General features: G+C 62.1%; 26 protein-coding genes. 14 read left to right on the forward strand and 12 right to left on the reverse strand.

All coding sequences use genetic code 11. The features are described 5' to 3' along the window. Positions 1 to 120 precede the first annotated feature (120 nt). Positions 121 to 1044: a choline ABC transporter substrate-binding protein gene (choX, locus tag ACMGF5_RS09255; protein ID WP_046786809.1), complete on the reverse strand. Its 924-nt coding sequence runs from the start codon at positions 1042 to 1044 to the stop codon at positions 121 to 123. A gap of 14 nt (positions 1045 to 1058) precedes the next feature. Further along, positions 1059 to 2576: a choline-sulfatase gene (gene betC / locus ACMGF5_RS09260; RefSeq protein WP_281869654.1), complete on the reverse strand. Its 1518-nt coding sequence runs from the start codon at positions 2574 to 2576 to the stop codon at positions 1059 to 1061. 109 nt (positions 2577 to 2685) lie between these two features. Between betC and ACMGF5_RS09265 the strand changes: the two genes are divergently transcribed. After that, positions 2686 to 3585, forward strand: coding sequence for a choline sulfate utilization transcriptional regulator (locus tag ACMGF5_RS09265; RefSeq protein WP_046786811.1), 900 nt, complete (start codon positions 2686 to 2688; stop codon positions 3583 to 3585). Between the two features lie 92 nt (positions 3586 to 3677). On the opposite strand, the gene ACMGF5_RS09270 is transcribed toward ACMGF5_RS09265, so the two are convergent. After that, on the reverse strand, positions 3678 to 4226 hold the full coding sequence (locus ACMGF5_RS09270; RefSeq protein ID WP_414157738.1) for an NAD(P)H-binding protein: 549 nt from the start codon (positions 4224 to 4226) through the stop codon (positions 3678 to 3680). A 53-nt stretch (positions 4227 to 4279) separates the two neighbouring features. Between ACMGF5_RS09270 and ACMGF5_RS09275 the strand changes: the two genes are divergently transcribed. Next, positions 4280 to 4612, forward strand: coding sequence for a DOPA 4,5-dioxygenase family protein (locus ACMGF5_RS09275; protein WP_254466912.1), 333 nt, complete (start codon positions 4280 to 4282; stop codon positions 4610 to 4612). Positions 4613 to 4660: 48 nt separating this feature from the next. Here the strand turns inward: ACMGF5_RS09275 and trpA are convergent, their stop codons facing one another. Together trpA and trpB are read right to left on the reverse strand one after the other, a co-directional pair. After that, on the reverse strand, positions 4661 to 5470 hold the full coding sequence (trpA, locus tag ACMGF5_RS09280) for a tryptophan synthase subunit alpha (protein WP_115273221.1): 810 nt from the start codon (positions 5468 to 5470) through the stop codon (positions 4661 to 4663). Beyond that, positions 5467 to 6684 (reverse strand): tryptophan synthase subunit beta, encoded by a 1218-nt coding sequence (gene trpB, locus ACMGF5_RS09285; RefSeq protein WP_414157739.1) that lies wholly within the window; start codon positions 6682 to 6684, stop codon positions 5467 to 5469. The genes trpA and trpB overlap by 4 nt, the downstream gene beginning before the upstream one ends. 110 nt (positions 6685 to 6794) lie before the next feature. Between trpB and ACMGF5_RS09290 the strand changes: the two genes are divergently transcribed. Continuing rightward, positions 6795 to 7691: a LysR family transcriptional regulator gene (locus tag ACMGF5_RS09290; RefSeq protein WP_046786814.1), complete on the forward strand. Its 897-nt coding sequence runs from the start codon at positions 6795 to 6797 to the stop codon at positions 7689 to 7691. On the opposite strand, the gene ACMGF5_RS09295 is transcribed toward ACMGF5_RS09290, so the two are convergent. Continuing rightward, the gene (locus tag ACMGF5_RS09295; protein ID WP_012312055.1) at positions 7688 to 8011 is read right to left on the reverse strand and encodes a DUF883 family protein; all 324 of its coding nucleotides are present in this window, start codon (positions 8009 to 8011) and stop codon (positions 7688 to 7690) included. The genes ACMGF5_RS09290 and ACMGF5_RS09295 overlap by 4 nt on opposite strands. A gap of 150 nt (positions 8012 to 8161) precedes the next feature. Here ACMGF5_RS09295 and ACMGF5_RS09300 point away from each other — a divergent pair, with 150 nt between their 5' ends. Both ACMGF5_RS09300 and ACMGF5_RS09305 read left to right on the forward strand, forming a co-directional pair. Continuing rightward, positions 8162 to 8377, forward strand: a complete 216-nt coding sequence (locus ACMGF5_RS09300) for a dodecin (protein WP_012312056.1) — start codon at positions 8162 to 8164, stop codon at positions 8375 to 8377. A 102-nt stretch (positions 8378 to 8479) separates the two neighbouring features. After that, the gene (locus ACMGF5_RS09305; protein ID WP_039603612.1) at positions 8480 to 8701 is read left to right on the forward strand and encodes a DUF1161 domain-containing protein; all 222 of its coding nucleotides are present in this window, start codon (positions 8480 to 8482) and stop codon (positions 8699 to 8701) included. 97 nt (positions 8702 to 8798) lie between these two features. On the opposite strand, the gene ACMGF5_RS09310 is transcribed toward ACMGF5_RS09305, so the two are convergent. Next, a complete protein-coding gene (locus ACMGF5_RS09310) occupies positions 8799 to 9803 on the reverse strand; it encodes an LLM class flavin-dependent oxidoreductase (protein ID WP_125924435.1) in 1005 nt (334 codons plus the stop codon). 154 nt (positions 9804 to 9957) lie between these two features. On the opposite strand from ACMGF5_RS09310, the gene ACMGF5_RS09315 reads away from it, so the two are divergent. Then, positions 9958 to 10383 carry an OsmC family protein gene (locus ACMGF5_RS09315; RefSeq protein WP_012312059.1) on the forward strand — a complete coding sequence of 142 codons (426 nt, stop codon included), beginning with the start codon at positions 9958 to 9960 and terminating at the stop codon, positions 10381 to 10383. Between the two features lie 73 nt (positions 10384 to 10456). Beyond that, positions 10457 to 10687 (forward strand): DUF1161 domain-containing protein, encoded by a 231-nt coding sequence (locus ACMGF5_RS09320; protein WP_046786817.1) that lies wholly within the window; start codon positions 10457 to 10459, stop codon positions 10685 to 10687. A gap of 40 nt (positions 10688 to 10727) precedes the next feature. On the opposite strand, the gene ACMGF5_RS09325 is transcribed toward ACMGF5_RS09320, so the two are convergent. Continuing rightward, positions 10728 to 11141 (reverse strand): lipoprotein, encoded by a 414-nt coding sequence (locus ACMGF5_RS09325; protein ID WP_046786818.1) that lies wholly within the window; start codon positions 11139 to 11141, stop codon positions 10728 to 10730. 55 nt (positions 11142 to 11196) lie between these two features. After that, on the reverse strand, positions 11197 to 11610 hold the full coding sequence (locus tag ACMGF5_RS09330; protein WP_115273225.1) for a hypothetical protein: 414 nt from the start codon (positions 11608 to 11610) through the stop codon (positions 11197 to 11199). 84 nt (positions 11611 to 11694) lie between these two features. On the opposite strand from ACMGF5_RS09330, the gene ACMGF5_RS09335 reads away from it, so the two are divergent. After that, the gene (locus tag ACMGF5_RS09335) at positions 11695 to 12768 is read left to right on the forward strand and encodes an aminopeptidase (RefSeq protein WP_414157740.1); all 1074 of its coding nucleotides are present in this window, start codon (positions 11695 to 11697) and stop codon (positions 12766 to 12768) included. 54 nt (positions 12769 to 12822) lie between these two features. Here the strand turns inward: ACMGF5_RS09335 and ACMGF5_RS09340 are convergent, their stop codons facing one another. Beyond that, the gene (locus ACMGF5_RS09340; RefSeq protein ID WP_161872433.1) at positions 12823 to 13473 is read right to left on the reverse strand and encodes an HAD family hydrolase; all 651 of its coding nucleotides are present in this window, start codon (positions 13471 to 13473) and stop codon (positions 12823 to 12825) included. A gap of 20 nt (positions 13474 to 13493) precedes the next feature. Beyond that, on the reverse strand, positions 13494 to 14042 hold the full coding sequence (locus ACMGF5_RS09345; RefSeq protein WP_039603776.1) for a gamma carbonic anhydrase family protein: 549 nt from the start codon (positions 14040 to 14042) through the stop codon (positions 13494 to 13496). Positions 14043 to 14108: 66 nt separating this feature from the next. Between ACMGF5_RS09345 and prlC the strand changes: the two genes are divergently transcribed. From prlC to ACMGF5_RS09375, 6 genes are all read left to right on the forward strand, one after another. Then, positions 14109 to 16196, forward strand: a complete 2088-nt coding sequence (gene prlC, locus ACMGF5_RS09350; RefSeq protein WP_414157741.1) for an oligopeptidase A — start codon at positions 14109 to 14111, stop codon at positions 16194 to 16196. Next, a complete protein-coding gene (locus tag ACMGF5_RS09355; RefSeq protein ID WP_046786820.1) occupies positions 16193 to 16474 on the forward strand; it encodes a YheV family putative zinc ribbon protein in 282 nt (93 codons plus the stop codon). Before prlC ends, ACMGF5_RS09355 begins: the two co-directional genes overlap by 4 nt. Before the next feature lie 100 nt (positions 16475 to 16574). After that, positions 16575 to 18569, forward strand: a complete 1995-nt coding sequence (locus tag ACMGF5_RS09360; RefSeq protein ID WP_414157742.1) for a M3 family metallopeptidase — start codon at positions 16575 to 16577, stop codon at positions 18567 to 18569. 65 nt (positions 18570 to 18634) lie between these two features. Then, a complete protein-coding gene (locus tag ACMGF5_RS09365) occupies positions 18635 to 19693 on the forward strand; it encodes a PA0069 family radical SAM protein (protein ID WP_414157743.1) in 1059 nt (352 codons plus the stop codon). A 271-nt stretch (positions 19694 to 19964) separates the two neighbouring features. Next, on the forward strand, positions 19965 to 20684 hold the full coding sequence (locus tag ACMGF5_RS09370; RefSeq protein WP_012312070.1) for a carbonic anhydrase: 720 nt from the start codon (positions 19965 to 19967) through the stop codon (positions 20682 to 20684). Between the two features lie 192 nt (positions 20685 to 20876). Then, on the forward strand, positions 20877 to 22403 hold the full coding sequence (locus tag ACMGF5_RS09375; RefSeq protein WP_115273253.1) for a SulP family inorganic anion transporter: 1527 nt from the start codon (positions 20877 to 20879) through the stop codon (positions 22401 to 22403). Between the two features lie 2 nt (positions 22404 to 22405). On the opposite strand, the gene ACMGF5_RS09380 is transcribed toward ACMGF5_RS09375, so the two are convergent. Continuing rightward, complete coding sequence (locus ACMGF5_RS09380; protein WP_251962148.1) at positions 22406 to 23494, reverse strand: hypothetical protein; 1089 nt, start codon at positions 23492 to 23494, stop codon at positions 22406 to 22408. Positions 23495 to 23527 lie beyond the last annotated feature (33 nt).

Genomic DNA, 23527 nt, shown 5'->3' on the forward strand with positions numbered 1-23527 from the left:
CTTTGCCCTCGTTTCGCGACACAAGGCCGCTCCTACGCCAAATCGTACCCTGCGTGTAGGAGCGGCCTTGCGTCGCGAATGGGCCGCAACGCGGCCCCAGCAACCTAACAGATAAACCAATCAGAGTTTGGCGTTGACAGCCTCTTTGGCATCGCCGCCAGAAGTGGTGGTCACTCCATCAAGCCATTTTTGAAGCAGATCTGGATGCGCCTTGACCCACGCCTTGGCCGCTTCATCAAAACTGATCTTCTTATCCACAACCTCCGCCATGATGCTGTTTTCCATGTCCAGGGTGAATGTCAGGTTACCCAACAATTTTGCGGGGTTAGGGCAGGCTTGTGGATAACCTTTGCGCGTCAGGGTATAGACCTCACCCTTGCTGCCAAACCACTTCTCCCCGCCCGTCAGGTAATGCATGTTCAGTTTCACGTTCATCGGGTGCGGGGTCCAGCCCAGGAAGGTGATGAACTGCTTCTTCTTCACGGCGCGGTCGACCTGCGCCAGCATTGCCTGTTCGCTCGACTCGACCAGCTTCCATTGGCCGAGGTCGAATTCATTCTTGTCGATGATTTCCTTCAGCGACAGGTTGGCGGGCGCGCCTGAGCCGATTCCGTACAGCTTCTTGTCGAACTGATCGGCATGCTGTTGCAGGTCGGCGAAGCTTTTCACGCCGGCATCCCACACGTAATCGGGCACCGCCAGGGTGAACTCGGTGCCTTCAAGGTTGCGCGACAGCTGCTGCACATCGCCATTGGCAACGAACTTGTCATGAAAACCCTGATGCGCCGGCATCCAGTTACCCAGGAAGGCATCGACCTTACCGTCCTTGAGGCCGCCGTAGATGATCGGCACCGCCAGGCTGTCGATCTTCACCTGGTAGCCCAGGCTCTCCAGAAGCAAGCGGGCGATGGCGTTGGTGGTGGCGATGTCGCTCCAGCCGGGGTCGGCCATCCTTACGGTGCTGCATTGCGCGTCTTCGGCGTGGGCCGTGGCGGTGCCCAGGCTCAGGGCCAGGGCGAACACGATGGTGGAGAACTTCTGCATGGCGGCTTCTCTTCTCAATCCAGGGGTGCGGGCTGTGGATAACGTGCCTTGCGCTCGAGGTCGTCGAGATCGATGTGGTTGCGCATGTACTGTTGGCTGGCGTCCACCAGCGGTTGGTGGTCCCAGCTTTTCAGTTTGCCGATGGCCAGCGCTTCGGCCACCAGGCGGCGGCGCCGCTGGCTGGCCAGTACCTGCTGGCGCAGGCTGGGGATATCCCAGCGCTGGCGTGCTTCGTCGACAAATGCCTGCAGCAGCACCTGATGGTCCGGGCTGCCGGTGAGGTTCTCCCGCTCGTGCGGGTCGCGGCTCAGGTCATAGAGTAAACACGGGTCGTCTTCGCTGTACACGAACTTGTATGGGCCGCGGCGGATCATCATCAGTGGCCCGACGGTACCCTCGGCCATGTACTCGCCGATCACTTGGTCGTGGCCACCCTGCCCTTGCAGGTGGCCGAGCAGCGATTGCCCATCCAGATGCAAACTTTTATCCACAGTACCGCCGGCAAGCTCGACCAGCGTCGGCAGCAGGTCGCAGGTCGATACCGAGGCACTGACCCGGGCCGGGGCGAAGCGCTTGGGCGCGTGGACCAGCAGCGGCACCCGCGCCGACATCTCGAACCAGTGCATCTTGTACCAGAGCCCGCGCTCGCCAAGCATGTCGCCGTGATCGCCAGAGAAAACCACCAAGGTGTCGTCGGCCAGGTTGCACTCCTCCAGGGTCTGCAACAGCTGGCCGATGTTGTCGTCGATGTAGCTGCAGGCACCGAAGTAGGCACGACGTGCATCGCGGATCTTGTCCACAGGCAGGGGCTTGTTCCACAGGTCGTACACCTTGAGCAGGCGCTGTGAGTGCGGGTCGAGCTCGTGCTGGCCGAACTCGGCGCGGGGCATGGGGATATCCACACCCTCGTAGCGATCCCAGTAGCGCTTGGGGATGGTGTACGGGTCGTGGGGGTGGGTCATGGACACGGTGAGGCAGAACGGCCGACCATCGTTCTCGCGGACATGGTCGTAAAGGTACTGACGGGCCTTGAATACCACTTCTTCGTCGAAATCCAGCTGGTTGGTACGCACGCAAGGGCCGGCCTGCAATACCGATGACATGTTGTGATACCAGCTTGCGCGCTCGTCCGGGGCATCCCAGTTAACTGCCCAGCCGTAGTCGGCGGGGTAGATGTCGCTGGTCAAGCGTTCTTCGTAGCCGTGCAACTGGTCCGGGCCGCAGAAATGCATCTTGCCCGACAGCGCGGTGCGGTAGCCGAGCCGGCGCAGGTAGTGGGCGTAGGTCGGGATATCGGCCGGAAAGTCGGCGGCGTTGTCGTAGGCGCCAATACGGCTGGGCAACTGGCCGCTTACCAGGGTAAAGCGCGAGGGTGCGCACAGCGGGCTGTTGCAGTAGGCCGAATCGAACACCACCGCCTGATCGGCCAGGCGGCTCAGGTGGGGCATCTGAATCGGTGAAGGGCCATATATCGGCAAGAGCGGCGCGGCCATCTGGTCGGCCATGATGAACAGGATATTCGGGCGCGTCATGGTTGGCTTCCATCGTTGAAGGTTATGCGAATAGCTTGCCTATCAAGATGCGACTGCAAGTAACATGGGTAAAGCCCATGGCGGGCAATGTCTGGGATTAGTTAAACTTATGTTTGATCACCTGACCGACTTGTCGCTCGACGCACTGCGCGTTTTCGAGGCCGCTGCCCGCTTGCGTGGTTTCACGGCTGCGGCCCTGGAGTTGGGCACTACCCAGCCGGCGGTAAGCCAGCAGATCAAACGGCTGGAGGCTCGGTTGAACACGCGCCTGTTTGACCGTATCTACCGCGGCATCGCGCTGACCGATGCCGGGCAGGTATTGTTCGAGCAGGTTCATCAAGGCCTGCAGGCCATGGATGACGGCATTGCCCTGGCCAGCGGGCGCAGCCAGCGCGAGGTGCTGCAGGTGGCCACCGACTTTGCCTTCGCAGCGTTCTGGCTGATGCCGCGGTTGCAGCGGTTTCACGAGGCTTATCCACAGGTGGACGTTAGCCTGGTGACCGGTGAGCGCAGCCAGGGGATGCTGCGGCCGGACATCGATGTGGCGGTGTTGTTTGGGGATGGGCGGTTCCACCAGGGCGAGAGCCGTTGGCTGTTCGATGAGGAAGTATTCCCGGTCTGCAGCCCTCGGCTGACTCGTGGCAAACCCTTGTCAGCCGTAGCTTTGCAACGTTTGCCACTGCTTCATCTGCGCGGCGAACAGGCCAGCCGCTGGTTCGACTGGGCGGGGCTGTTTCGTGGCTTTGGCGTGGAAAGCCCGCCGCCGCCCGGGCAGCTACGGTTCGATAACTACACGCTGTTGGTTCAGGCGGCAATTGCCGGGCAAGGGGTGGCGATCGGCTGGCGGCATCTGGTCGATGGGCTAGTCGAGCAAGGGTTGTTGTGCCGGCCGCTGGAGGGGAGCTTGCGCTCGACGCGGGGGTATTACGTGGTGTTGCCGCCGCGCAAGCGGCGTGGGGCGCTGATCGAGCGGTTTGTGGGTTGGCTTGAAGATGAGCGGAATCAGTGATTGGGCCTGCTGCGCAGCCCATCGCCGGCAAGCCAGCTCCTACAGGTCCATGCAGGACTTGAGCTTGCGCAGTACCTGTAGGCCCCGGCGCTCTACGTCACGAAGTTCAGATGCTCGCCCCGATGCAGATCCAGCTCGAGCATATCGGCCATCCCCGCCGCCATTCGCTCCAGGTCCATGAGTGCCTGTGGCGCATTGATCAACGTCCAGTGCAAAGGGCTGCGTTGCAGTGCATCCACAACCTGGTCCACGCACTCGCGTTCTTCTTCGGTGTACTTGCCCGGCGCATCCAGCACATCGAAATCGCCCACCAGCAGCACCCGGCGTATAGTCGTGCGAGAAAGCCCGGCCACCAACGCTTCGCTCATCCGACCTTGCGCTGCAAGGTCACCCGGCGCCAGCGCCGACAGCAGGGCAATCACCGCCGAGCCCCCGGCTGCGCCCTGCTCCGCCTGGTCGGCATCACCCAGCCCGCCTAGCTTGAAATGCAGGCCCGGGCGCGGCGCATGGCGGTTGAGGTCATCGACCACGGCAGTGACCTCGTGCTGACGTGACAGCAACTCGACCATCAGGGCACTGCCCAGGCTGCTTTGAGCCCCGAACAGCACCAGCTTGAATACTGGGGTTTCGGCATTTTTCACTGCATCACTCCCTTTGCGGGTGGGTGATGGTTTGACCGCAATCAGGAGACATCGTGCAGAGGATCAAGGGCTATCACGCCCACGTTTATTACGACGCATCGACTATCGAGCAAGCGCGTGAGCTGTGCGAGGAGGCGGCGCGGCTGTTCCCCGTGACCATGGGGCGCATGCACCAGAAGCCAGTCGGGCCGCACCCGGACTGGAGCTGCCAGCTGGCGTTCGGGCCGGAGGTGTTGGGCGTGGTGTTGCCGTGGTTGGCGTTGTATCGCAAGGGGTTGGTGGTGTTTCTGCACCCGCTGACTGGGGATGAGCTGGCGGATCACCGCGATCATGCGATCTGGATGGGGGCTTTGCGGCCTTTGAAATTATCGGTTTTTGGCGGTTAGCGATGTGTTGGCTTCTTCGCGGACAAACCCGCGAAGAAGCCACACGGCTCAGCGCCGAGCGCCGCGCACGCCTTCAGCCAGCGCAGAGCACAGGCTCAATACATCGGCAACAGCCTGATCGGCGTCTTTGGCCTGGGCGATCTTGTCGACCAGCGCCGAACCTACCACCACGCCATCAGCCAGGCGCGCAATCGCTGCGGCCTGCTCTGGCGTACGAATGCCGAAGCCAACGCTGATCGGCAGGTCGGTATGCCGACGCAGGCGGGCGATGGCTTCGGTGACGTGCTCGGTGGTTGCCGAGCCGGCGCCGGTCACGCCTGCCACCGACACGTAATAGACGAACCCCGAGCTGCGCTCCAGCACCCGTGGCAGGCGCACATCGTCGGTGGTCGGGGTGGTCAGGCGAATGAAGTCGATGCCAGCGGCCTGGGCCGGGGTAGCGAGCTCAGCATCGTGCTCCGGCGGCAGGTCGACGATGATCAGGCCATCGACACCCGCTTCTTTGGCTTCTGCGACGAATTTCTCTACGCCAAAGCGGTGGATCGGGTTGTAGTAACCCATCAGCACGATCGGTGTGGCCTGGTTGTCGACGCGGAATTCACGCACCATCTGCAGGGTCTTGGCCAGGTTCTGGCCTGCTTCCAGCGCACGCAGCGTGGCCAGCTGGATGGCTACGCCATCGGCCATCGGGTCGGTGAACGGCATGCCCAGTTCGATCACATCGGCACCGGCCGCCGGCAGGCCCTTGAGGATCTGCAGCGAAGCATCGTAGCCAGGGTCGCCGGCGGTGACGAAGGTGACCAGTGCGGAGCGGCCTTCGGCTTTCAGCTCGGCAAAGCGTTGTTCAAGACGGCTCATGCCTGTTTCTCCTGGGCGGCCATGTGGTTCATCACGGTTTGCATGTCTTTGTCGCCACGGCCTGACAGGCAGATGACCATCAGGTGGTCCTTGGGCAGGTTTGGCGCGCGCTTGATCGCTTCAGCCAGGGCGTGCGAGGTTTCCAGGGCCGGGATGATGCCTTCCAGGCGGCAGGTGGCGTGGAACGCGTCGAGGGCCTCATCGTCGGTGATGCTGACGTACTCCACACGCTTCACTTCATGCAGGTAGGCATGCTCGGGGCCGATGCCCGGGTAGTCGAGGCCAGCCGAAATCGAGTGGGCGTCAGTGATCTGGCCGTCACCGTCCTGCAGCAGGTAGGTGCGGTTGCCGTGCAGCACGCCGGGTACGCCACCGTTGAGGCTGGCCGCATGCTTGTCGGTGTGCACGCCATGGCCACCGGCTTCCACACCAATGATCTTGACGCTATCGTCTTCGAGGAATTCGTGGAACAGGCCCATGGCATTGGAGCCACCGCCAACACAGGCAATCAGGCTGTCGGGCAGGCGGCCTTCCTTCTCTTGCAACTGGGCGCGGGTCTCTTTGCCGATGATCGACTGGAAATCGCGAACCATTGCAGGGTACGGGTGCGGGCCGGCCACGGTACCGATCAGGTAGAAGGTGTCGTCGACGTTGGTGACCCAGTCGCGCAGGGCTTCGTTCATGGCGTCTTTCAATGTGCCGGTGCCGGCTGTAACCGGGACGATCTCGGCGCCCAGCAGCTTCATGCGGAACACGTTGGCCTGCTGGCGCTCGATGTCGGTGGCACCCATGTAGATCACGCAGGGCAGCCCGAAGCGTGCGGCGACGGTGGCAGTGGCCACGCCGTGCATGCCGGCGCCGGTTTCGGCGATCAGGCGTTTTTTGCCCATGCGCTTGGCCAGCAGCACTTGGCCGATGCAGTTGTTCACCTTATGCGCGCCGGTGTGGTTGAGCTCTTCACGTTTGAAGAAAATCTTGGCGCCGCCGCAATGCTCGGTCAGGCGCTCGGCGAAATACAGCGGGTTGGGGCGGCCGATGTAGTCGCGCTGGAAGTAGGCCAGTTCTTCGAGGAACTTGGGGTCGGCCTTGGCGGCTTCATATTCGCGGGCCAGATCCAGCACCAGCGGCATCAGGGTTTCGGCCACATAGCGGCCACCGAACGAGCCGAACAGGCCGTTGGCGTCGGGGCCGGGGCGGTATTGGGACTGGGTCATGGGGCGCTCCAGGGCGTAATGAATGAGTGATGGGCTTTACTCTAACCACGGCAAGCCCGGCTGAAAACCGATAAGATTGCGCAAACCTGTCAGGAAAACTCACACGTCAAATGGCCCACGACCTCCCTCCCCTGAACGCCCTGCGGGCCTTCGAAACCACCGCCAGGCTCAATAGCGTCAGCCAGGCTGCCGAAGCGCTGCATGTGACTCATGGCGCCGTGAGCCGGCAGATCAAGGTGCTGGAGGAACACCTGGGCGTGGCCTTGTTCGTCAAGGACGGGCGCGGCATCAAACTCACAGATGCCGGGGTCAGGCTGCGTGATGCCAGTGGTGAAGCGTTCGACAGGCTGCGCAGTGTCTGCGCCGAACTCAGCCGGGATGTCAGCGAGGCGCCATTCGTGCTGGGGTGCTCGGGTAGCCTGCTGGCGCGATGGTTCATTCCCCGGCTTGGGCGCCTGAAGGCGGATTTGCCAGAGCTGCGCCTGCATCTGTCAGCAGGGGAAGGCGACCTTGATCCGCGTCGGCCGGGGCTCGATGCGCTGCTGGTGTATGCCGAACCCCCTTGGCCTGCGGACATGCAGGTACATGTACTGGCCGAAGAGCGTATCGGGCCTGTGTTGAGCCCACACTTTACCGGTTTCGAGCGGTTGCGCAGTGCGCCCGCCGTGGCGCTGCTGGACGAAGCCTTGCTGCATACCACTTCACGCCCGCAGGCGTGGCCGACCTGGGCCGGACAACAGGGGTTGGACCCGGCTGCACTGCAGTATGGGCAGGCCTTCGAGCATTTGTATTACCTGCTGGAGGCGGCCGTGGCAGGGCTGGGGGTGGCTATCGCACCGCAGCCGCTGGTGGCGGATGACTTGCGTGCCGGGAGACTCAGCGCACCGTGGGGCTTTTCCCCTACTGCAGCGGCGCTGGCGCTGTGGGTGCCACGGCGCGCCGCAGACGGGCGCGCCGAGCAGCTGGCGCAGTGGCTGCGCCGCGAACTGGAGCGGCAGGCAGGTTAGTTGCGGCGGTACAACAGGTAGGCCGCGAGCAGGCCGAGCGCGCCGATGGCTACGCCAGCAGTGGTCACCGGGTGCTCCTGAGCATAATCACGGGTTGCGATACCGGTCTGGCGGGTGCGGGTCTTCACTTCCTCATAAGCATCGCTAAGCAGGCTGCGCGAGTGTTTCAACGCGCTTTCGGCGTTGCTGCGGATTGCCTTCACGGACTTCTGCGACTCCTCCGACGCATCATGCTTGAGGCTCTCCAGGCTCTTAAGGAGGCTTTCGATCTCCGCTTCCATGCTTTCCAGGGATGTTTTACGCAGCGAATTGCGGTGCATGGTGACTCTCCTTTGCAGTATGGACTGTATGGATTGCGACTGCGGCCCGGGGCGAAAGTGCGATCGAACTTTCGCCCAGCCTGACGGCTCGCAGGTAAACCAGGCCGGCACTGCTAGGCTCAATTTCACTGTCACCCAAGGAGAGCGCTCATGACCGATCATCACACCTACAAGAAGATCGAGCTGGTAGGTTCCTCGACCACCAGCATCGAAGACGCCATCAACAATGCGTTGGCCGAAGCGGCCAAGAGCATCAAGCATCTGGAATGGTTCGAAGTGGTCGACACCCGTGGCCACATCGAAGGCAACAAGGTGGCGCACTTTCAGGTCACGCTCAAAGTGGGCTTTCGCATCGCCAATAGCTGAAACAGGGTCGGGCTGGCAACGGCCGGCGTGATGGCGTTATACAGACAGGGGCGCCTTTGCCGGCGCCCTTTCCCATTTTCATCTGCACAAGGAAAGCGAGTGATGAAGAAACTGATTCTGGCGGTGGGCCTGATGATGCTGGCGGGTGGCGCGCTGGCGGCGGGCAAGCCTTGCGAGGAGCTCAAGGCCGAGATTGCCGCGAAGCTGGATGCCAAAGGTGTGCAGGGCTACACACTGGAGATCGTCAGTAAGGGCGATCCCGCTGGCAAGGTTGTGGGGAGCTGTGAAGGTGGCAGCAAGGAAATTGTCTACCGGCGTGGTTGAGCGCTGGCCCAACCGCCAGCAAGCCTGCCCCACTGCGTTTCCAATATCTCGCGGCCTTGGAGTTCCCAGTGGGAGCCGGCTTGCCGGCGATTGGGGCCTACTCAGATTTCAAGGCTTGCGCCAACAATTCATAAGACCTGATCCGGTCCTCATGCTCATACAGGTCGCAGGTAAAGATCAGTTCGTCCGCCCCGGTCTGCTCCAGTAGCACCTCGACCTTGGCCCTCACCTTCTGCGGGCTGCCGATCATCGCCAGGCCCAGGAAACTACCCACCGCATCGCGCTCATGTGGCAGCCACAACCCATCCATGCTCGGTACCGGCTTGCGCTGCATCAGGCTCTGCCCGCGTATCAGGGCAAGAATACGCTGGTACACCGAAGTGGCCAGGAACTCGGCCTTGTCGTCGGTTTCGGCCACCACCATCGGAATGCCCAGCATCACGTAAGGCTTGTCGAGCGTGGTAGAGGGCTTGAAATGGTCGCGGTAGATACGGATCGCCTCATGCATGTAGCGCGGCGCGAAGTGCGAGGCGAAGGCGTAGGGCATGCCGCGCATGCCGGCCAGCTGTGCGCTGAACAGGCTGGAGCCCAGCAGCCACATCGGCACCTCGGTGTCGTGGCCAGGTACGGCGATCACTTTTTGATCATCTGTGCGCGGGCCCAGGTAGCGCGACAATTCTTCGACATCGTCCGGGAAATCGTCGGCGCTGCCCGAACGCTCCCGGCGCAGGGCGCGTGCGGTCATCTGGTCGGAGCCCGGCGCACGGCCCAGGCCCAGATCGATACGCCCTGGATAAAGGCTGGCCAACGTGCCGAACTGCTCGGCGATCACCAAGGGGGCATGGTTGGGCAGCATGACGCCACCCGAGCCGACACGGATGGTTGAAGTACCCCCCGCCAGGTAACCGATCAGCACCGAGGTCGCGGAGCTGGCGATGCCGTCCATGTTGTGGTGTTCGGCAACCCAGAAGCGGTTGTAGCCAAAGCGCTCGACATGCTGGGCCAAGTCCAGCGAATTGCGCAACGCTTGCGCCGGGCCGGAGTCGGCCCGCACTGGCACCAGGTCGAGGGTGGAAATTTTCAGGTCACGCAGCTGCGTCATTGGAGCCTCCGCAAAAGTGATTGGCCGAAGGCCTTTTAAACTCTGTATGGGCACATTCGGAAGATTCAATGCTTGCGGTGCGATTGATCTGAACTTGCCGAAGGTGAGTAGCCTCTGAACCCATAGATACGTAACCGAGTGACCAGGAGGCATCATGAAAAAGACTGCATCGGCGATCTGGCAAGGTGGCCTGAAGGACGGCAAAGGCGTTATTTCGACTGAAAGCGGCGCGCTAAAGCAGAACCCCTATGGTTTCAACACCCGCTTCGAAGGCTCGCCCGGCACCAACCCAGAGGAGTTGATCGGCGCGGCCCATGCTGGCTGCTTCTCGATGGCGCTGTCGATGATGCTCGGCGAGGCGGGGCTGACGCCCGACCGTATCGATACGATCGCTGAAGTGACCCTGGAAAAACAGCCTGATGGCTTTGCCATCACTGCTGTGCACCTGGTGCTGAAGGCCAAGGTTCCTGGCGCGAGTGAAGCCCAGTTCCTGGACATTGCCAACAAGGCCAAAGCAGGCTGCCCGGTGTCCAAGGTGCTGAACGCGAAGATCAGCCTGGACGCCACTCTGGTGGGCTAAGCGGCGCAACAGCTTCGGTTTGCTGTAGTCTAAACAGCATCGGCAGCGCAGCTGCCCATCCAGGAGCCGTGCCATGATACGCGTCGCAATCGCCGTGTTGGCGTCTCTGTTGGCCACATCTGCCGTGGCGGCGGTCAAGCCGTGTGAGGAACTGAAGGCCGAGATCGAAGCCAAGATCCAGGCTCAGGGTGTGCCGTCGTACACGCTGGAGATCGTGCCCAACAGTGAGGTCAAGGATCAGAACATGATCGTTGGCAGCTGTGATGGCGGGACCAAAAAGATCATTTATCAGAAGAACGAATGATCGCCAATTGAAACCGGGGCTGGTAAGCAGCCCCCCGGTTTCAGGGAATGCAGAACACATTGCTGGGTTCGTTGACCACCACTGTGCGGTTGGCGTCGTACAGCAGCACCTGTGGTTCCATTACTGGTGCACGCGCCTCCAGGCGATAGCGTTCGCCTGCCTTGAAATCGTCAAAGCGCACGGTCAGGTAACAGGTCCGATCCCTGGGCTGGCTCATCATGCCGCCCCCGTAGATTTCATAATCGAAGCGCACCACCAGTTCGTGCTTGCCAGGTGTGACCTGGAAGTAACGGCCGTCCTCCAGGCGCTTGCCATCGAGCTTGTCCGCCATGATGACTCGGCCGGGCGTGATGGTGTAGAGGTCGACCCAGGCCTGCTTGGGGTCTACGGGGGGCAAGGGGCTGGCGCATGCCCCCAATGCACTGAGGGCCATCAGCATCATGGGCTGGCGCATGGCGAAACTCCCACTTGCGATTCACAAGTTACAAGCATAGCGCCGTTTGCGGGCTTCAGGTGCGTTGGCAGCCCGCCGGCAGGCCTTGGCTGAGCAGTTTCTGCTGGTGGTCATAGAGCTTGATCCAGGGCCGGAAGCCGATGCTGCCTGCTTGCAGTTGATAACGCTGGCCGGCGTTGAAGCCCTTGAAGGTCAGATTGAGCTGGCAGTCGCGCCACAACGGTTCCCCGACCGGGCCGATATTGCTGGGTGTGACCGGGAACTGGTAGCGGACGGTCAGCTCGTGGCTGCCGGGCTGAACCTCGAAATAGCGGGTGTCTGCCCAATCGCGCTCGTCCACCTGCACCGCGTGCAGCGAGGTTTCGTCGTGCGGGGTGAGGTCGATCCATGCCTGGTTCGGGTCCGGGTCGGGCAGGGTCGAACAGGCAGACATCAGCAGCATTGAGCCGGCGACGAACAGTGCACGCATAGCGAAACTCCCCCTTGGCGAGATAGTCTTGGAGCGCATCGGCCGTGAGCGAATGGATAGCCCAAGATGGTCTGGTTTTTTCTTTTGAAGCGCTCAGACCCTGGGCCACTCGACCGCGTTTTCAGCACTTTGGTTCCCGTGCTGGGCGCCTTTCTGCTCAGTGGTTGCAGCAGTCTTGCCTACTACGGCCAGTTGGCCGATGGCCAGTGGCAACTGTTGCGTGCGCGTCAGCCAGTGGAGCGGGTACTCGCCGACCCGGCCACCAGCCCGCAGTTGCGGGCCCGTCTGCAACACGCCGAGCAGGCGCGGCTGTTCGCCAGCAAACGACTGGGCCTGCCGGACAACGGCAGCTATCGGGTGTATGCCGACCTTGGGCGGCCCTATGTGGTGTGGAATGTGTTTGCTACGCCTGAGCTCTCGCTGCAACCGGTGACGCACTGTTTCCCTGTTGCCGGTTGCGTCGCCTACCGCGGTTATTACCAGCAGGGCGCGGCCCGCGGCGCGGCGGCGGTGATGCGTCAGGCGGGCATGGATGTCTATGTGAGCGGTGTCGAGGCGTATTCGACGCTTGGCTGGTTTGACGACCCGATCCTGTCGTCGATGGTCGGCTGGGGTGATGAGCGCCTGGCCACGTTGATCTTCCACGAACTGGCGCATCAGCGCGTCTATGTGCAGGACGACACGGAGTTCAACGAGTCCTTCGCCACGTTCGTCGAGCAGGAAGGAACGCGGCAATGGCGCGCCGCCCGTGGGCTTGAAGCGACTCAGGGTGAGCAGAGCCTGCAGCGTGACCAGTTCATACGGCTGATTCTGGCCAGCCGCGAGCGGCTGCAGGCGCTCTATGCCGGGCCGCTGGATGATGCGCACAAACGTGCGGCCAAACAGGCAGAATTCGACCGGTTGAGGCGCGATTATCGCCAGGTTCGAGATAGCCAGTGGGCTGGGGACAAGCGTTATGACGCCTGGATGTATGGGCCGATGAGCAATGCCAAGCTATTGCCGTTTGGGCTGTATGACCAATGGGTGCCGGCGTTTGCGGCGGTGTTTCGCGAGGCTGGGGGGGATTGGGTACGCTTCTATCAGAAGGTAGAAGCGCTAGGACGGTTGCCGGCCGAACAGCGCAAGGCGGTGTTGGCTCGATTGGTGGCGAGTCAGTGAGCGCTGGGGCCGCTTAGCGGCCCATCGCCGGCAAGCCGGCCCTTACATACGCGCTCAGGCCTTGATGAACGCCTGATGCATCTCAGCCAAGGTGGCGTAGTGGAATTCAGGCGTGTGGGCCTTCAGTTCTTCTTCGCTGCCGAACCCATACCCCACTGCCACTGCCTGCAACCCATTGCTGCGCGCCCCGATCAGGTCGTGCTTGCGGTCGCCGATCATCAGGGTCTGCGCCGGGTCCAGCCCTTCCTCGTCCAGCAGGTGGCGAATCAGCTCGACCTTGTTGGTGCGGGTGCCGTCCAGTTCGCTGCCGTAAATCACCTTGAAGTGATGATCGAAGGCGAAGTGCCTGGCGATCTCACGGGCGAATTCCCAGGGCTTGGACGTCGCGATGTAAAGCGTGCGGCCCTGACCGTTCAGGGCCTGGAGCAGTTCCGGCACACCTTCGAAGACCAGGTTTTCGTAAAGGCCTGTGACACGGAAGCGTTCCCGGTAAAAATTCACCGCCTCCCACGCCTTGGCTTCATCGAAGCTGTAGAACTGCATGAAGGCCTGTAGCAGGGGTGGGCCGATGAAGTGCTCGAGGCGCGCCAGGTCCGGCTCGTCGATGCCCAGTTTGGCCAGAGCGTACTGGATCGAACGGGTAATGCCCAGGCGCGGGTCGGTCAGGGTGCCGTCAAGGTCGAAAAGGATATTCTGCTGGTGCATGGTGGTCTCGGTAGTCAGGTTCATTCCGGGCGGTCGTAGCCTTCGGCCAGGTGCTGGTCCTTGAGCTTCACGTAGTTACCGGCGCTGTAAGGGAAAAAGGCGCGTTCCTTGTCGGTCAGTGGCCGTGCCTGCTTTACCGGGCTGCCCACATACAGGTAGCCGCTCTCCAGGCGCTTGCCGGGCGGCACCAGGCTACCGGCACCGATGATCACCTCGTCTTCGACGATGGCGCCATCCATGATCGTGCTGCCCATCCCGACCAGAATGCGGTTGCCAAGGGTACAGCCATGCAGCATGACTTTGTGGCCGATGGTCACTTCGTCGCCGATGATCAGCGGGAAGCCGTCCGGGTTGAACGGGCCGGCGTGGGTAATGTGCAGCACACTGGCGTCCTGCACGCTGGTCCTTGCACCGATGCGGATGCGGTGCATGTCGCCGCGAATCACCGTCAAAGGCCATACAGAGCTGTCTTCACCGATTTCCACGTCACCCAGAACCACTGCCGAACGGTCGACGAAGGCCCGTGGCCCAACTTTCGGAGTGTGTTGCTGGAAGCTACGAATGGCCATGATAGGGTCTCTCATCTGTGCCGATAGGCAGGCTGCCTGCTGCGGTCGGCGTCGATTGTAATTAAGATGGGGCAGTGTTTCTTCTGCCAAGGTAGCCAAACCGTGAGTGCGAACAACCCGCTTCTGCAGTCTTATGATCTGCCGCCCTTCTCGGCGATCCGTGCCGAACACGTGCTGCCGGCGATCGAAGAGATCCTGGCCGATAACCGTAAAGCCATTGCCCAGATCCTCGAAAAGCAAGGCAAGAACCCCACCTGGGCCGGCCTGGTGCTGGCCATGGACGAGCTCAATGACCGCCTGGGCGCTGCCTGGAGCCCGGTCAGCCACCTCAATGCGGTGTGCAACAGCAAAGAGCTGCGTGAGGCCTACGAGTCCTGCCTGCCGGCGCTCAGTGCCTACTCTACCGAACTGGGCCAGAACCGTGCGCTGTTCGAGGCCTATGAGGCACTGGCCAACAGCCCTGAGGCCGCAGGTTTCGATGTGGCGCAAAAAACCATCCTCGAGCATGCACTGCGTGACTTCCGCCTGTCGGGCATCGACCTGCCACCCGCCCAGCAGCAGCGTTACGCCGAGGTGCAGAGCAAGCTCAGCGAGTTGGGCAGCCGTTTCTCCAACCAACTGCTCGACGCCACCCAGGCCTGGACCAAGCACGTTACCGACGAAGCCGCGCTTGCCGGCCTGACCGATTCGGCCAAGGCGCAGATGGCTGCTGCCGCCCAGGCCAAAGGCCTCGATGGCTGGCTGATCACCCTGGAATTCCCCAGCTACTATGCGGTGATGACCTACGCCAGTGACCGCGCCCTGCGTGAAGAGCTGTACGCGGCCTACTGCACCCGCGCCTCCGACCAGGGCCCGAATGCCGGCCAGTTCGACAACGGCCCGGTGATGGGCGAGATCCTCGACCTGCGCCAGGAACTGGCCGGGCTGCTGGGCTACAAGAACTACGCCGAGCTGAGCCTGGCCACCAAGATGGCTGAGTCCAGCGATCAGGTGCTGAGCTTCCTGCGCGACCTGGCTAAGCGTTCCAGGCCGTTTGCCGCCCAGGACCTGGCGCAGCTCAAGGCCTATGCCGCCGAGCAAGGTTGCCCCGAGCTGGCCAGTTGGGACGCCGGTTACTTCGGTGAGAAGCTGCGCGAGCAGCGCTACAGCGTGTCCCAGGAAACCCTGCGCGCCTACTTCCCGATCGACAAGGTGCTGTCCGGCCTGTTCAGCATCGTCCAGCGCCTGTACGGCATCGAAATCGCCGAGCTCAAGGGTTTCGACAGCTGGCACCCGGACGTACGCCTGTTCGAAATCAAGGAAAACGGCCAGCACGTCGGCCGCTTCTTCTTCGACCTCTATGCCCGCGCCAACAAGCGTGGCGGTGCCTGGATGGATGGTGCCCGCGACCGTCGCCGTACCGCTGGTGGTGAGCTGCAAAGCCCGGTGGCCAATCTGGTGTGCAACTTCACGCCCGCTGCGCCTGGCAAGCCTGCGTTGCTGACCCACGACGAAGTCACGACCCTGTTCCACGAATTCGGCCACGGCCTGCACCACCTGCTGACCCGTATCGAGCATGCTGGCGTGTCTGGCATCAATGGCGTGGCTTGGGATGCGGTCGAGTTGCCGAGCCAGTTCATGGAAAACTGGTGCTGGGAGCCGGAAGGCCTGGCACTGATCTCCGGCCATTACGAAACGGGGGCTGCCCTGCCCCAGGACCTGCTGGACAAGATGCTGGCGGCGAAGAACTTCCAGTCCGGCATGATGATGGTGCGCCAGCTGGAGTTCTCGCTGTTCGACTTCGAGCTGCACGCCAGCCACGGCGACGGCCGCAGTGTGCTGCAGGTGCTTGAAGGCGTGCGCGACGAGGTGACGGTCATGCGCCCACCGGCGTACAACCGCTTCCCGAACAGCTTTGCGCACATCTTCGCTGGCGGTTACGCGGCGGGCTACTACAGCTACAAATGGGCCGAAGTACTGTCGGCTGATGCCTTCTCACGGTTCGAGGAAGAAGGCGTGCTCAACGCCGAGACAGGCCGCGCCTTCCGCGAGGCCATTCTGGCCCGTGGCGGTTCGCGCGAGCCGATGGTGCTGTTCGTCGACTTCCGTGGCCGTGAGCCTTCCATCGATGCATTGCTGCGCCACTGTGGGCTGAGTGAGGGCGCGGCGGCATGAGCGAGGTAGCTGTGAACAAAACCAAGAAGCGCTTCATCGCCGGGGCGGTCTGCCCGGCGTGCAGTGAGCCGGACAAGCTGATGATGTGGAGCGAAGACGACGTGCCGCACCGTGAGTGCGTAGCCTGTGGCTTCACCGACACCTTGAATGAACAGGGCCTGTCGGTACCCAAGGAACTTGGGACGCGGGTCAACCACCTGGCGCCCAAGGCGGCGCCGGCCAAGGTGCAGACGGTGCAGTTCTTCCCCAACCCGAAGCTCAAGAAACCGGCCGAGTAAGGCCTGCCCGCCTGCGTCGGGGTGGTAGATATTCAAGCCTCTACCGCTCCGCCAGGCAGGCATGCTCGCCCGCTCATGAACCTGAGCAAGGCGATGCACCATGAACAATCCCCTCCTGCAAAGCAGCAACGCCCCTATTGATTTCCCTTCGATAACCCTGCAAAACATGGCCGCTGCTTTCGACCATGTGCTTTCGGCGCATGAGCAAGGTATCGCGCGCATCATCGAACGACAGCAGGCACAGCCCACCTGGGACGACCTGGTGCTCGCCGTGGATGAGCTGGACGCGCAGTTGTCGGGCACGTTGTATACCGTCATCCCGCTCGTGGGCCGGGACCAGGACTGGGCCGAATCCATTCTGGGGTTCTATGGCAGAACAGTTGCGCGTTTCGAACAGAAAGACACCGACAGCAGGCTGCATGCCTTGTATGACCGGTTGGCGCGCAGTGACATCGGCATCAACCTGGCCGCGATGAAGCGCGCTACCTTGCGCTGGCATCTCGACAGGTTTGCAACCAGTGGCGCAGCGTTGGACGAACACGACAAAGCCCGCCTCGCCGAGCTGCAAGCGCAGATCGGTACGTTGCGGGAGGCCTTTGTGCGCGATATCGACCGGCCGGGGTTGCTGATCGAGGACGAGGGCGAACTGATTGGTCTTTCGCAACGGTTGCGAGATGAGCTGGCCGCCCGGGCCAGCGAGGCTGGTTTGCAAGGTTGGCTGGTTGCCTGTGAAAGCGCCCCAACCGAGGCGGTGCTTCGGCAAGCGAAGCACCGCCCCCTGCGCGAAAAGCTCTACCGCGCCTTCCACACCCGTGGGGTCGATAATGACCTGCAGGAGGACAACGGTACGCGTTTGCAGCGTTTGGCCGAACTGCTGGATGACAAAGCCCGCCTGCTCGGCTTTGCCAGCCACCTCGAGCTGAGCCTGAGTACCAAAAGTGCCGGCTCGGTCAGCGCTGTTCGGGGTTTTCTGCAAACCCTCGCAGCCAGCGTACGACCCGCCCTGCAACGATGGCGTGAGGGCGTTGGGCAGAAGGCGCTCGTGCAGGGCCTCACGCGCGTGCAGCCTTGGGATGTCATTCACCTGCAGGCATTGCCGGCGCATGCGCAACCGAGTGAGGTGTTTCGCGAGCACTTCCCCTTGAGTGCCGTGGTCACTGCACTGGCCCGGCTGGCGCAGCAGCTGTTTGGGCTTGAGCTGCGTCCAGCCCGAATGCCTGCCTGGGATGCCAGCGTGCAGACCTTCGAAGTCTGGCAAGACCAAGCGCCTATCGGCCTGTTCTATCTGGACGCCGTGCAACACGCCGGGAAACAGGCTGACGCCGTGTTCACCACGTACGTGCGCAACCGGCGTATTGATGCCGAGGGTATCTACCATGCAGCGGTGGTGGTGGTGAACAGTGACATCCCCGCAGCGTTGGGCGAGAGTGAGCCGCTTTTGGACCACCTGGCATTGCGCAAGCTTTATCACGAGTTTGGCCATGCCTTGCATCACTTGCTGGTCCGCACCAGCAACAATGTCATGTCCAATGTTTCGGAGCTGGGCACCGATGGCATGGAACTGTTCGGCAAGTTGGTGGAGCGCTGGGTGTGGGATGCAGGCTACCTGGCCAGCATCGCCGTGCCGGACCAGTCTGGCAGTAGGCTGAGCACGGCTGGCGCTGCAGCGTACCTGAAACAGTTCAAGCAGCAGGGGATCGAGGAAATTGGCCGCGACCTGAGCCTGGCGCTGTTCGACCTGGACCTGCACGGCACGCCGTATGACGGCAGAACGCTCGAGCAGCGGCTCGACGATGCCCGGGAGCGATGCGGCTATTGGCCATTGGCAGATTTCGAGCACCCCGCGCATGCCTTCGACCATCTGGTCAGCGGATACGATGCTGGCTATTACGCTTACCTGTGGGCCGATGTGCACGCGTTTGACCTGTTTACCCGTTTTGAAACGAACGGTTTGCTTGACCGCGCAACGGGCCAGGCGCTTGCGCAGGCATTGTTCGAGCCCGGCGCTTCGCGGCCACTGCGCGAGGGCCTTGAAGCCTTCCTTGGGCGCGCCCCAAGCCATGCCCCCTACCTGAGTTGGCACGGGCTGGCCTGACCGGAGGTGCTGGCAAGATGAGCCTTGCCCCTATACTGTTCATATATACAGCATAGGGCTTGGCGATGAATCCTCCAGCACCACAGAAAGGCCGTGGGACGGCGCATAATCCACACAACCGCTTCGCCCCGAGCCATTCGGTGGCTGAGGATGACGGCTGGCATCAGGAGGTTCCATTGACCCAAGGCACCGAGGTGCGGGTTGAAACGGCCAAGACGATCATCAGCCGCAACACCTCACCCGACCTGCCCTTCGATCGCTCCATCAATCCCTACCGAGGCTGCGAGCATGGTTGCATCTACTGCTATGCCCGCCCCTCGCACGCCTATTGGGACTTGTCCCCAGGGTTGGATTTCGAAACCAAGCTGATCGCCAAGACCAATGCCGCCGAGGTGCTTGCCGAGCAACTGCGCAAGCCGGGCTATGTGTGCGCCCCCATCAACCTGGGTGCCAACACAGACCCCTACCAGCCGATCGAACGTGAGCACCTATTGACCCGGCGCTTGCTGCAAGTGCTGTTGCGTTTTCGCCACCCGGTGACCATCGTCACCAAAGGTTCGCTGGTATTGCGTGACCTGGATTTGCTGGCCGAAATGGCCAGCCAGCGGTTGGTGCGGGTGATGATCAGCCTGACCACGCTGGACGACGGCCTCAAGCGAGTGCTCGAGCCGCGTGCGGCCTCGCCCAATGCCAGGCTGCGGGCAATCCGGGTGCTGCGCGAGGCGGGTGTGCCGGTGGGCGTGTTGTGTTCGCCGATGATTCCCATGATCAACGACAGCGAACTGGAGCACCTCTTGGAAGCCGCCAAGGAGGCTGGCGCGCAGAACGCAGCCTACATGATGTTGCGCCTGCCGCTGGAAGTGGCACCGCTGTTCGAGCAGTGGCTACAGGACCACTACCCTCAGCGCGCCAGCCATGTGTTGAGCCTGATTCGCCAGAGCCGGGGTGGCGAGCTGTATGACAGCCGCTTCGGTGCGCGCATGCGTGGTGAGGGCATTTTCGCAGAGCTGCTGGCGCAACGCTTTGCCAAGGCCATGCGCAAGCTGGGTTTGGAGGGGCGGGAGGGGCAAATGCTGGATTGTTCGGCGTTCTGTCCCCCCGGTGGGCAAATGGCATTGTTTTGACCCTCAATGCAACTAATCCAAGCACATAATCTTATTCAGGGCTCTTGGCATTTGATGTGTTTTTGCTATTATTCAATTCCCGCCTTATCTATCTGGAACACCCGTTCTAGAGCCTCCGAATTAAGTTTCAGTTAAGTTTTCCCCGCTAGCGTAGGAAACCAGTCCACGAAGACTGTGATCTATGGCCTGTGCGTGTCATCTAATTCCTCGCATAGCCAGAATCTTTCACCGGTAAAATGGATTTACCAACTCACCGTCAAGAGGATGAATCATGCCCGTCAAGGACCCATCCAAGGTCGTTCCGCAGGCCCCCGCGGAGAGCGCCGATGCCGCCCTCAAGCACATCGTCGACGGCTTCCTGCGTTTCCACCATGACGTCTTCCCCGAGCAGCAAGAGCTGTTCAAGAAGCTCGCCACCGCGCAAACGCCGCGCGCCATGTTCATCACCTGTGCCGACTCGCGCATCGTCCCCGAGCTGATCACCCAGAGCTCGCCAGGCGACCTGTTCGTGACCCGTAACGTTGGCAACGTGGTACCGCCGTATGGCCAGATGAACGGCGGCGTTTCCAGCGCCATCGAGTACGCCGTGTCGGCGCTGGGCGTGCACCACATCATCATCTGTGGCCACTCCGACTGCGGCGCGATGCGTGCGGTACTCAACCCGCAATCGCTGGCCAAGATGCCGACCGTTTCCGCCTGGCTGCGTCATGCCGAAGTGGCACGCACCGTGGTCGAGAACAACTGCTCCTGCGGCAGCGAGCATGAAACCATGCAGGTGCTGACCCGCGAAAACGTCATTGCCCAGTTGCACCACCTGCGCACCCACCCGTCGGTGGCGTCGCGCCTTGCGGCTGGCGAGCTGTACATCCATGGTTGGGTCTATGACATCGAGACCAGCCGGATCGAAGCCTACGATGCCGCCAGCGACAGCTTCATGCCCCTGGCCGCCGGTGAGCCGGTGCCCTGCGCGACTCCGAGAGGCCGCTACTAAGCGACCCATCCACCGCTAGAACCTTGATAGCCGGCTGCACCCCGCAGGGGTGTGGCGCGGCCTTCGGCTGCCTTGAATTCCCTGACTGCCCTGCCGGCATGCTCGCTGGCGGCCCGCGCCTGCGCGTTTGTCAGGGGCCAAACGTGCCCATGGCCAGAGGAAAGGCCATGTGACAGAGAAAGGAGAAACACGGTGAACATTACACAGTTGAAAGCGGCCTTGCCGCGAGAGTTGCTGGCGTCGGTTGTGGTCTTCCTGGTGGCCCTGCCCTTGTGCATGGGCATTGCGATCGCTTCGGGCATGCCTCCTGCCAAAGGCCTGATAACCGGCATCATCGGCGGTATCGTGGTGGGCTTTCTGGCCGGTTCGCCACTGCAGGTCAGTGGCCCTGCCGCGGGCTTGGCCGTGCTGGTGTTCGAACTGGTGCGCCAACACGGCGTTGCCATGCTCGGGCCGATCCTGCTGCTGGCGGGGGTGTTGCAATTGCTGGCCGGGCGTTTGCGCCTGGGCTGCTGGTTCCGCGTCACCGCCCCGGCGGTGGTGTACGGCATGCTGGCAGGTATCGGTGTGCTGATCGTGCTGTCACAGGTGCATGTGATGTTCGACACCGCGCCGCAACCTTCGGGCTTGCAGAACCTGATCGGGTTCCCCGCTACAGTGGCTAGCGCCCTGCCCTTTGAAAGTGCCGGCAGTGGCTGGCAGGCCGGCCTGCTCGGTGTGGGGACCATCGCCGTGATGTGGGGTTGGGAACGCTTGCGGCCACAGCGGCTGCGGTTCGTACCTGGGGCCTTGCTCGGTGTGGCGGGCATGACGTTGGTCAGCATGTGGCTGGCACTGCCCGTCAATCGCGTGCAAGTGCCGGCAGACTTGACCGAGGCCATCGACTGGCTGCGCCCCGAAGATTTGCTGCAACTGGCTGATCCGACCTTGCTGGTGGCCGCCTTCGCCCTGGCTTTCATCGCCAGTGCCGAAACGCTGTTGTCTGCCGCGGCGGTGGACCGCATGCACAGCGGCCAGCGCTCGGACTTCGACCGTGAACTCTCCGCGCAGGGTATCGGCAACATGCTATGCGGTGTATTGGGCGCGCTGCCGATGACCGGAGTGATCGTCCGCAGTTCGGCCAATGTGCAGGCAGGCGCGCAAACCCGTGCATCGGCGATCCTCCACGGCTTGTGGCTGTTGGCTTTCGTGGTGGTATTGAGCAGTGTGCTGCAGCAGATCCCGGTGGCAAGCCTGGCGGGCGTGCTGGTTTACACCGGTATCAAGTTGGTGGACTTCAAGGCCTTTCGTGGGCTTGGCCGCTACGGTCGCATGCCCATGTTCACCTATGCAGCTACCGCGCTGGCGATCATCTTCACGGATCTGCTGACCGGTGTACTGCTGGGCTTTGCCCTGACGCTGCTGAAGCTGGCGCTCAAAGCGGCCCGCCTGAAGATCAACCTGCTCAGCCTGGACCGGCCTGGGCACATGGAGCTGCGGCTCACCGGCGCCGCCACCTTTCTCAAGGTGCCGGCACTGACCCAGGTGCTGGAAACGGTGCCCCCTGGCACTCAGCTGCACGTACCTCTGGCCAACCTCAGTTACATCGACCACTCGGTACTGGAGTTACTGGAAGATTGGGGGCGTACACAGCGCAGCGCCGGATCACGCCTGCTCATAGAGCCGCGTGGGCTCAAGCGGCGTATCGAAGGGGGCTTGCGCACTGCGGCAGAGTGTTGAGGTCAGTCTTCCTCGACGACACGGATGGAGGGCGAGCCGGGCCAGGTACCGTACAGGTTGATGGTCCGGCTGCCGCCAACCCACTGGCTGAGGGGCGTCGCCCAGTGCCGCTTCAACGTTTGATTGGCGCCCAGGTTGACGAATTCGGCGCTGAAGTCGAGATTCCTGGCGCCGAGCGGAATGGTGAAGTTATGCGACAGGCCGCCGGAAATGGTCATCGGGCCAACCGTGGTGCGGCGTTCACCTGGCCGATCATAGGCAATCGATACCTTGGTGATGTAGGTGGTGGCGGAAGTGGCCTTGCTGTCGACATGCAGTTGCAAGCTGCCAACTTTGCGCACCCAGATCGGAATGATCATTCTGTCGGGGCCAAAAGAGGCAAAGCTGTAGGCCACAGGCAGCGGGATGGTCGCAACCTGGCCATCTTGAGCAGGCAGCGTGTGCGATTCCACCGAAGCGGTATCGCGGATGGAAATGAACGTTGCCCCACCTTTGCCTGAAATACCGTCTTCGCCCAGCAAGGTGTTCAGGCCGCTGGCTGAACCCGAAAGGGCGAATTTGGCATTCTTGCTCTTGGCCCCGGCATTCACGCCGCTACTGGCCAGAATGACGCTCGTTACCACGCCAAAACCTTCTGCAATCCTGCCATTGCTGGCCATGCCGACTTTCTCGGCCTGTGCATATAGCCAATCGTACTGGTCGTGGATCAAGGCCAGGTCACTCAGACGTTGCTCACCATGAAGGGCAAACTCCGAAGCGATCGACTCCTCTTTACCGAAGTTCCACTCTAGCGTCAGGTCTGGCTTGACCTGAGCGCCGGTGGCAGGGTCGATCACCGTCCCTGAAACATTGGCCTTGGTCTCCCTGCGTGATACGTCCTTGGAGCTGATGGCCCAGCGGCGCCCTTGCTGAACATTGGAAATCTGCACGGTGGGCAACGCTTCGTTGACCAGGGTGAAATCGCCGGAAGCCGGGTCGATGATGCCTACTGCACCGGGTTTGATGACCGGGTTGAGGGCCCAGTTGCCCCAAAGGGTGGAGCGGCTGCCGCGTAACAGGTCCGTGTAGAGCCTGTTCCATTTGATGCTCATGGTTCTTCCTCGCCTTGTTAGGTCAATGCCTAC

The sequence above is a fragment of the Pseudomonas sp. BNK-15 genome (genome assembly GCF_047456105.1).
Lineage (GTDB): Bacteria > Pseudomonadota > Gammaproteobacteria > Pseudomonadales > Pseudomonadaceae > Aquipseudomonas > Aquipseudomonas putida_E.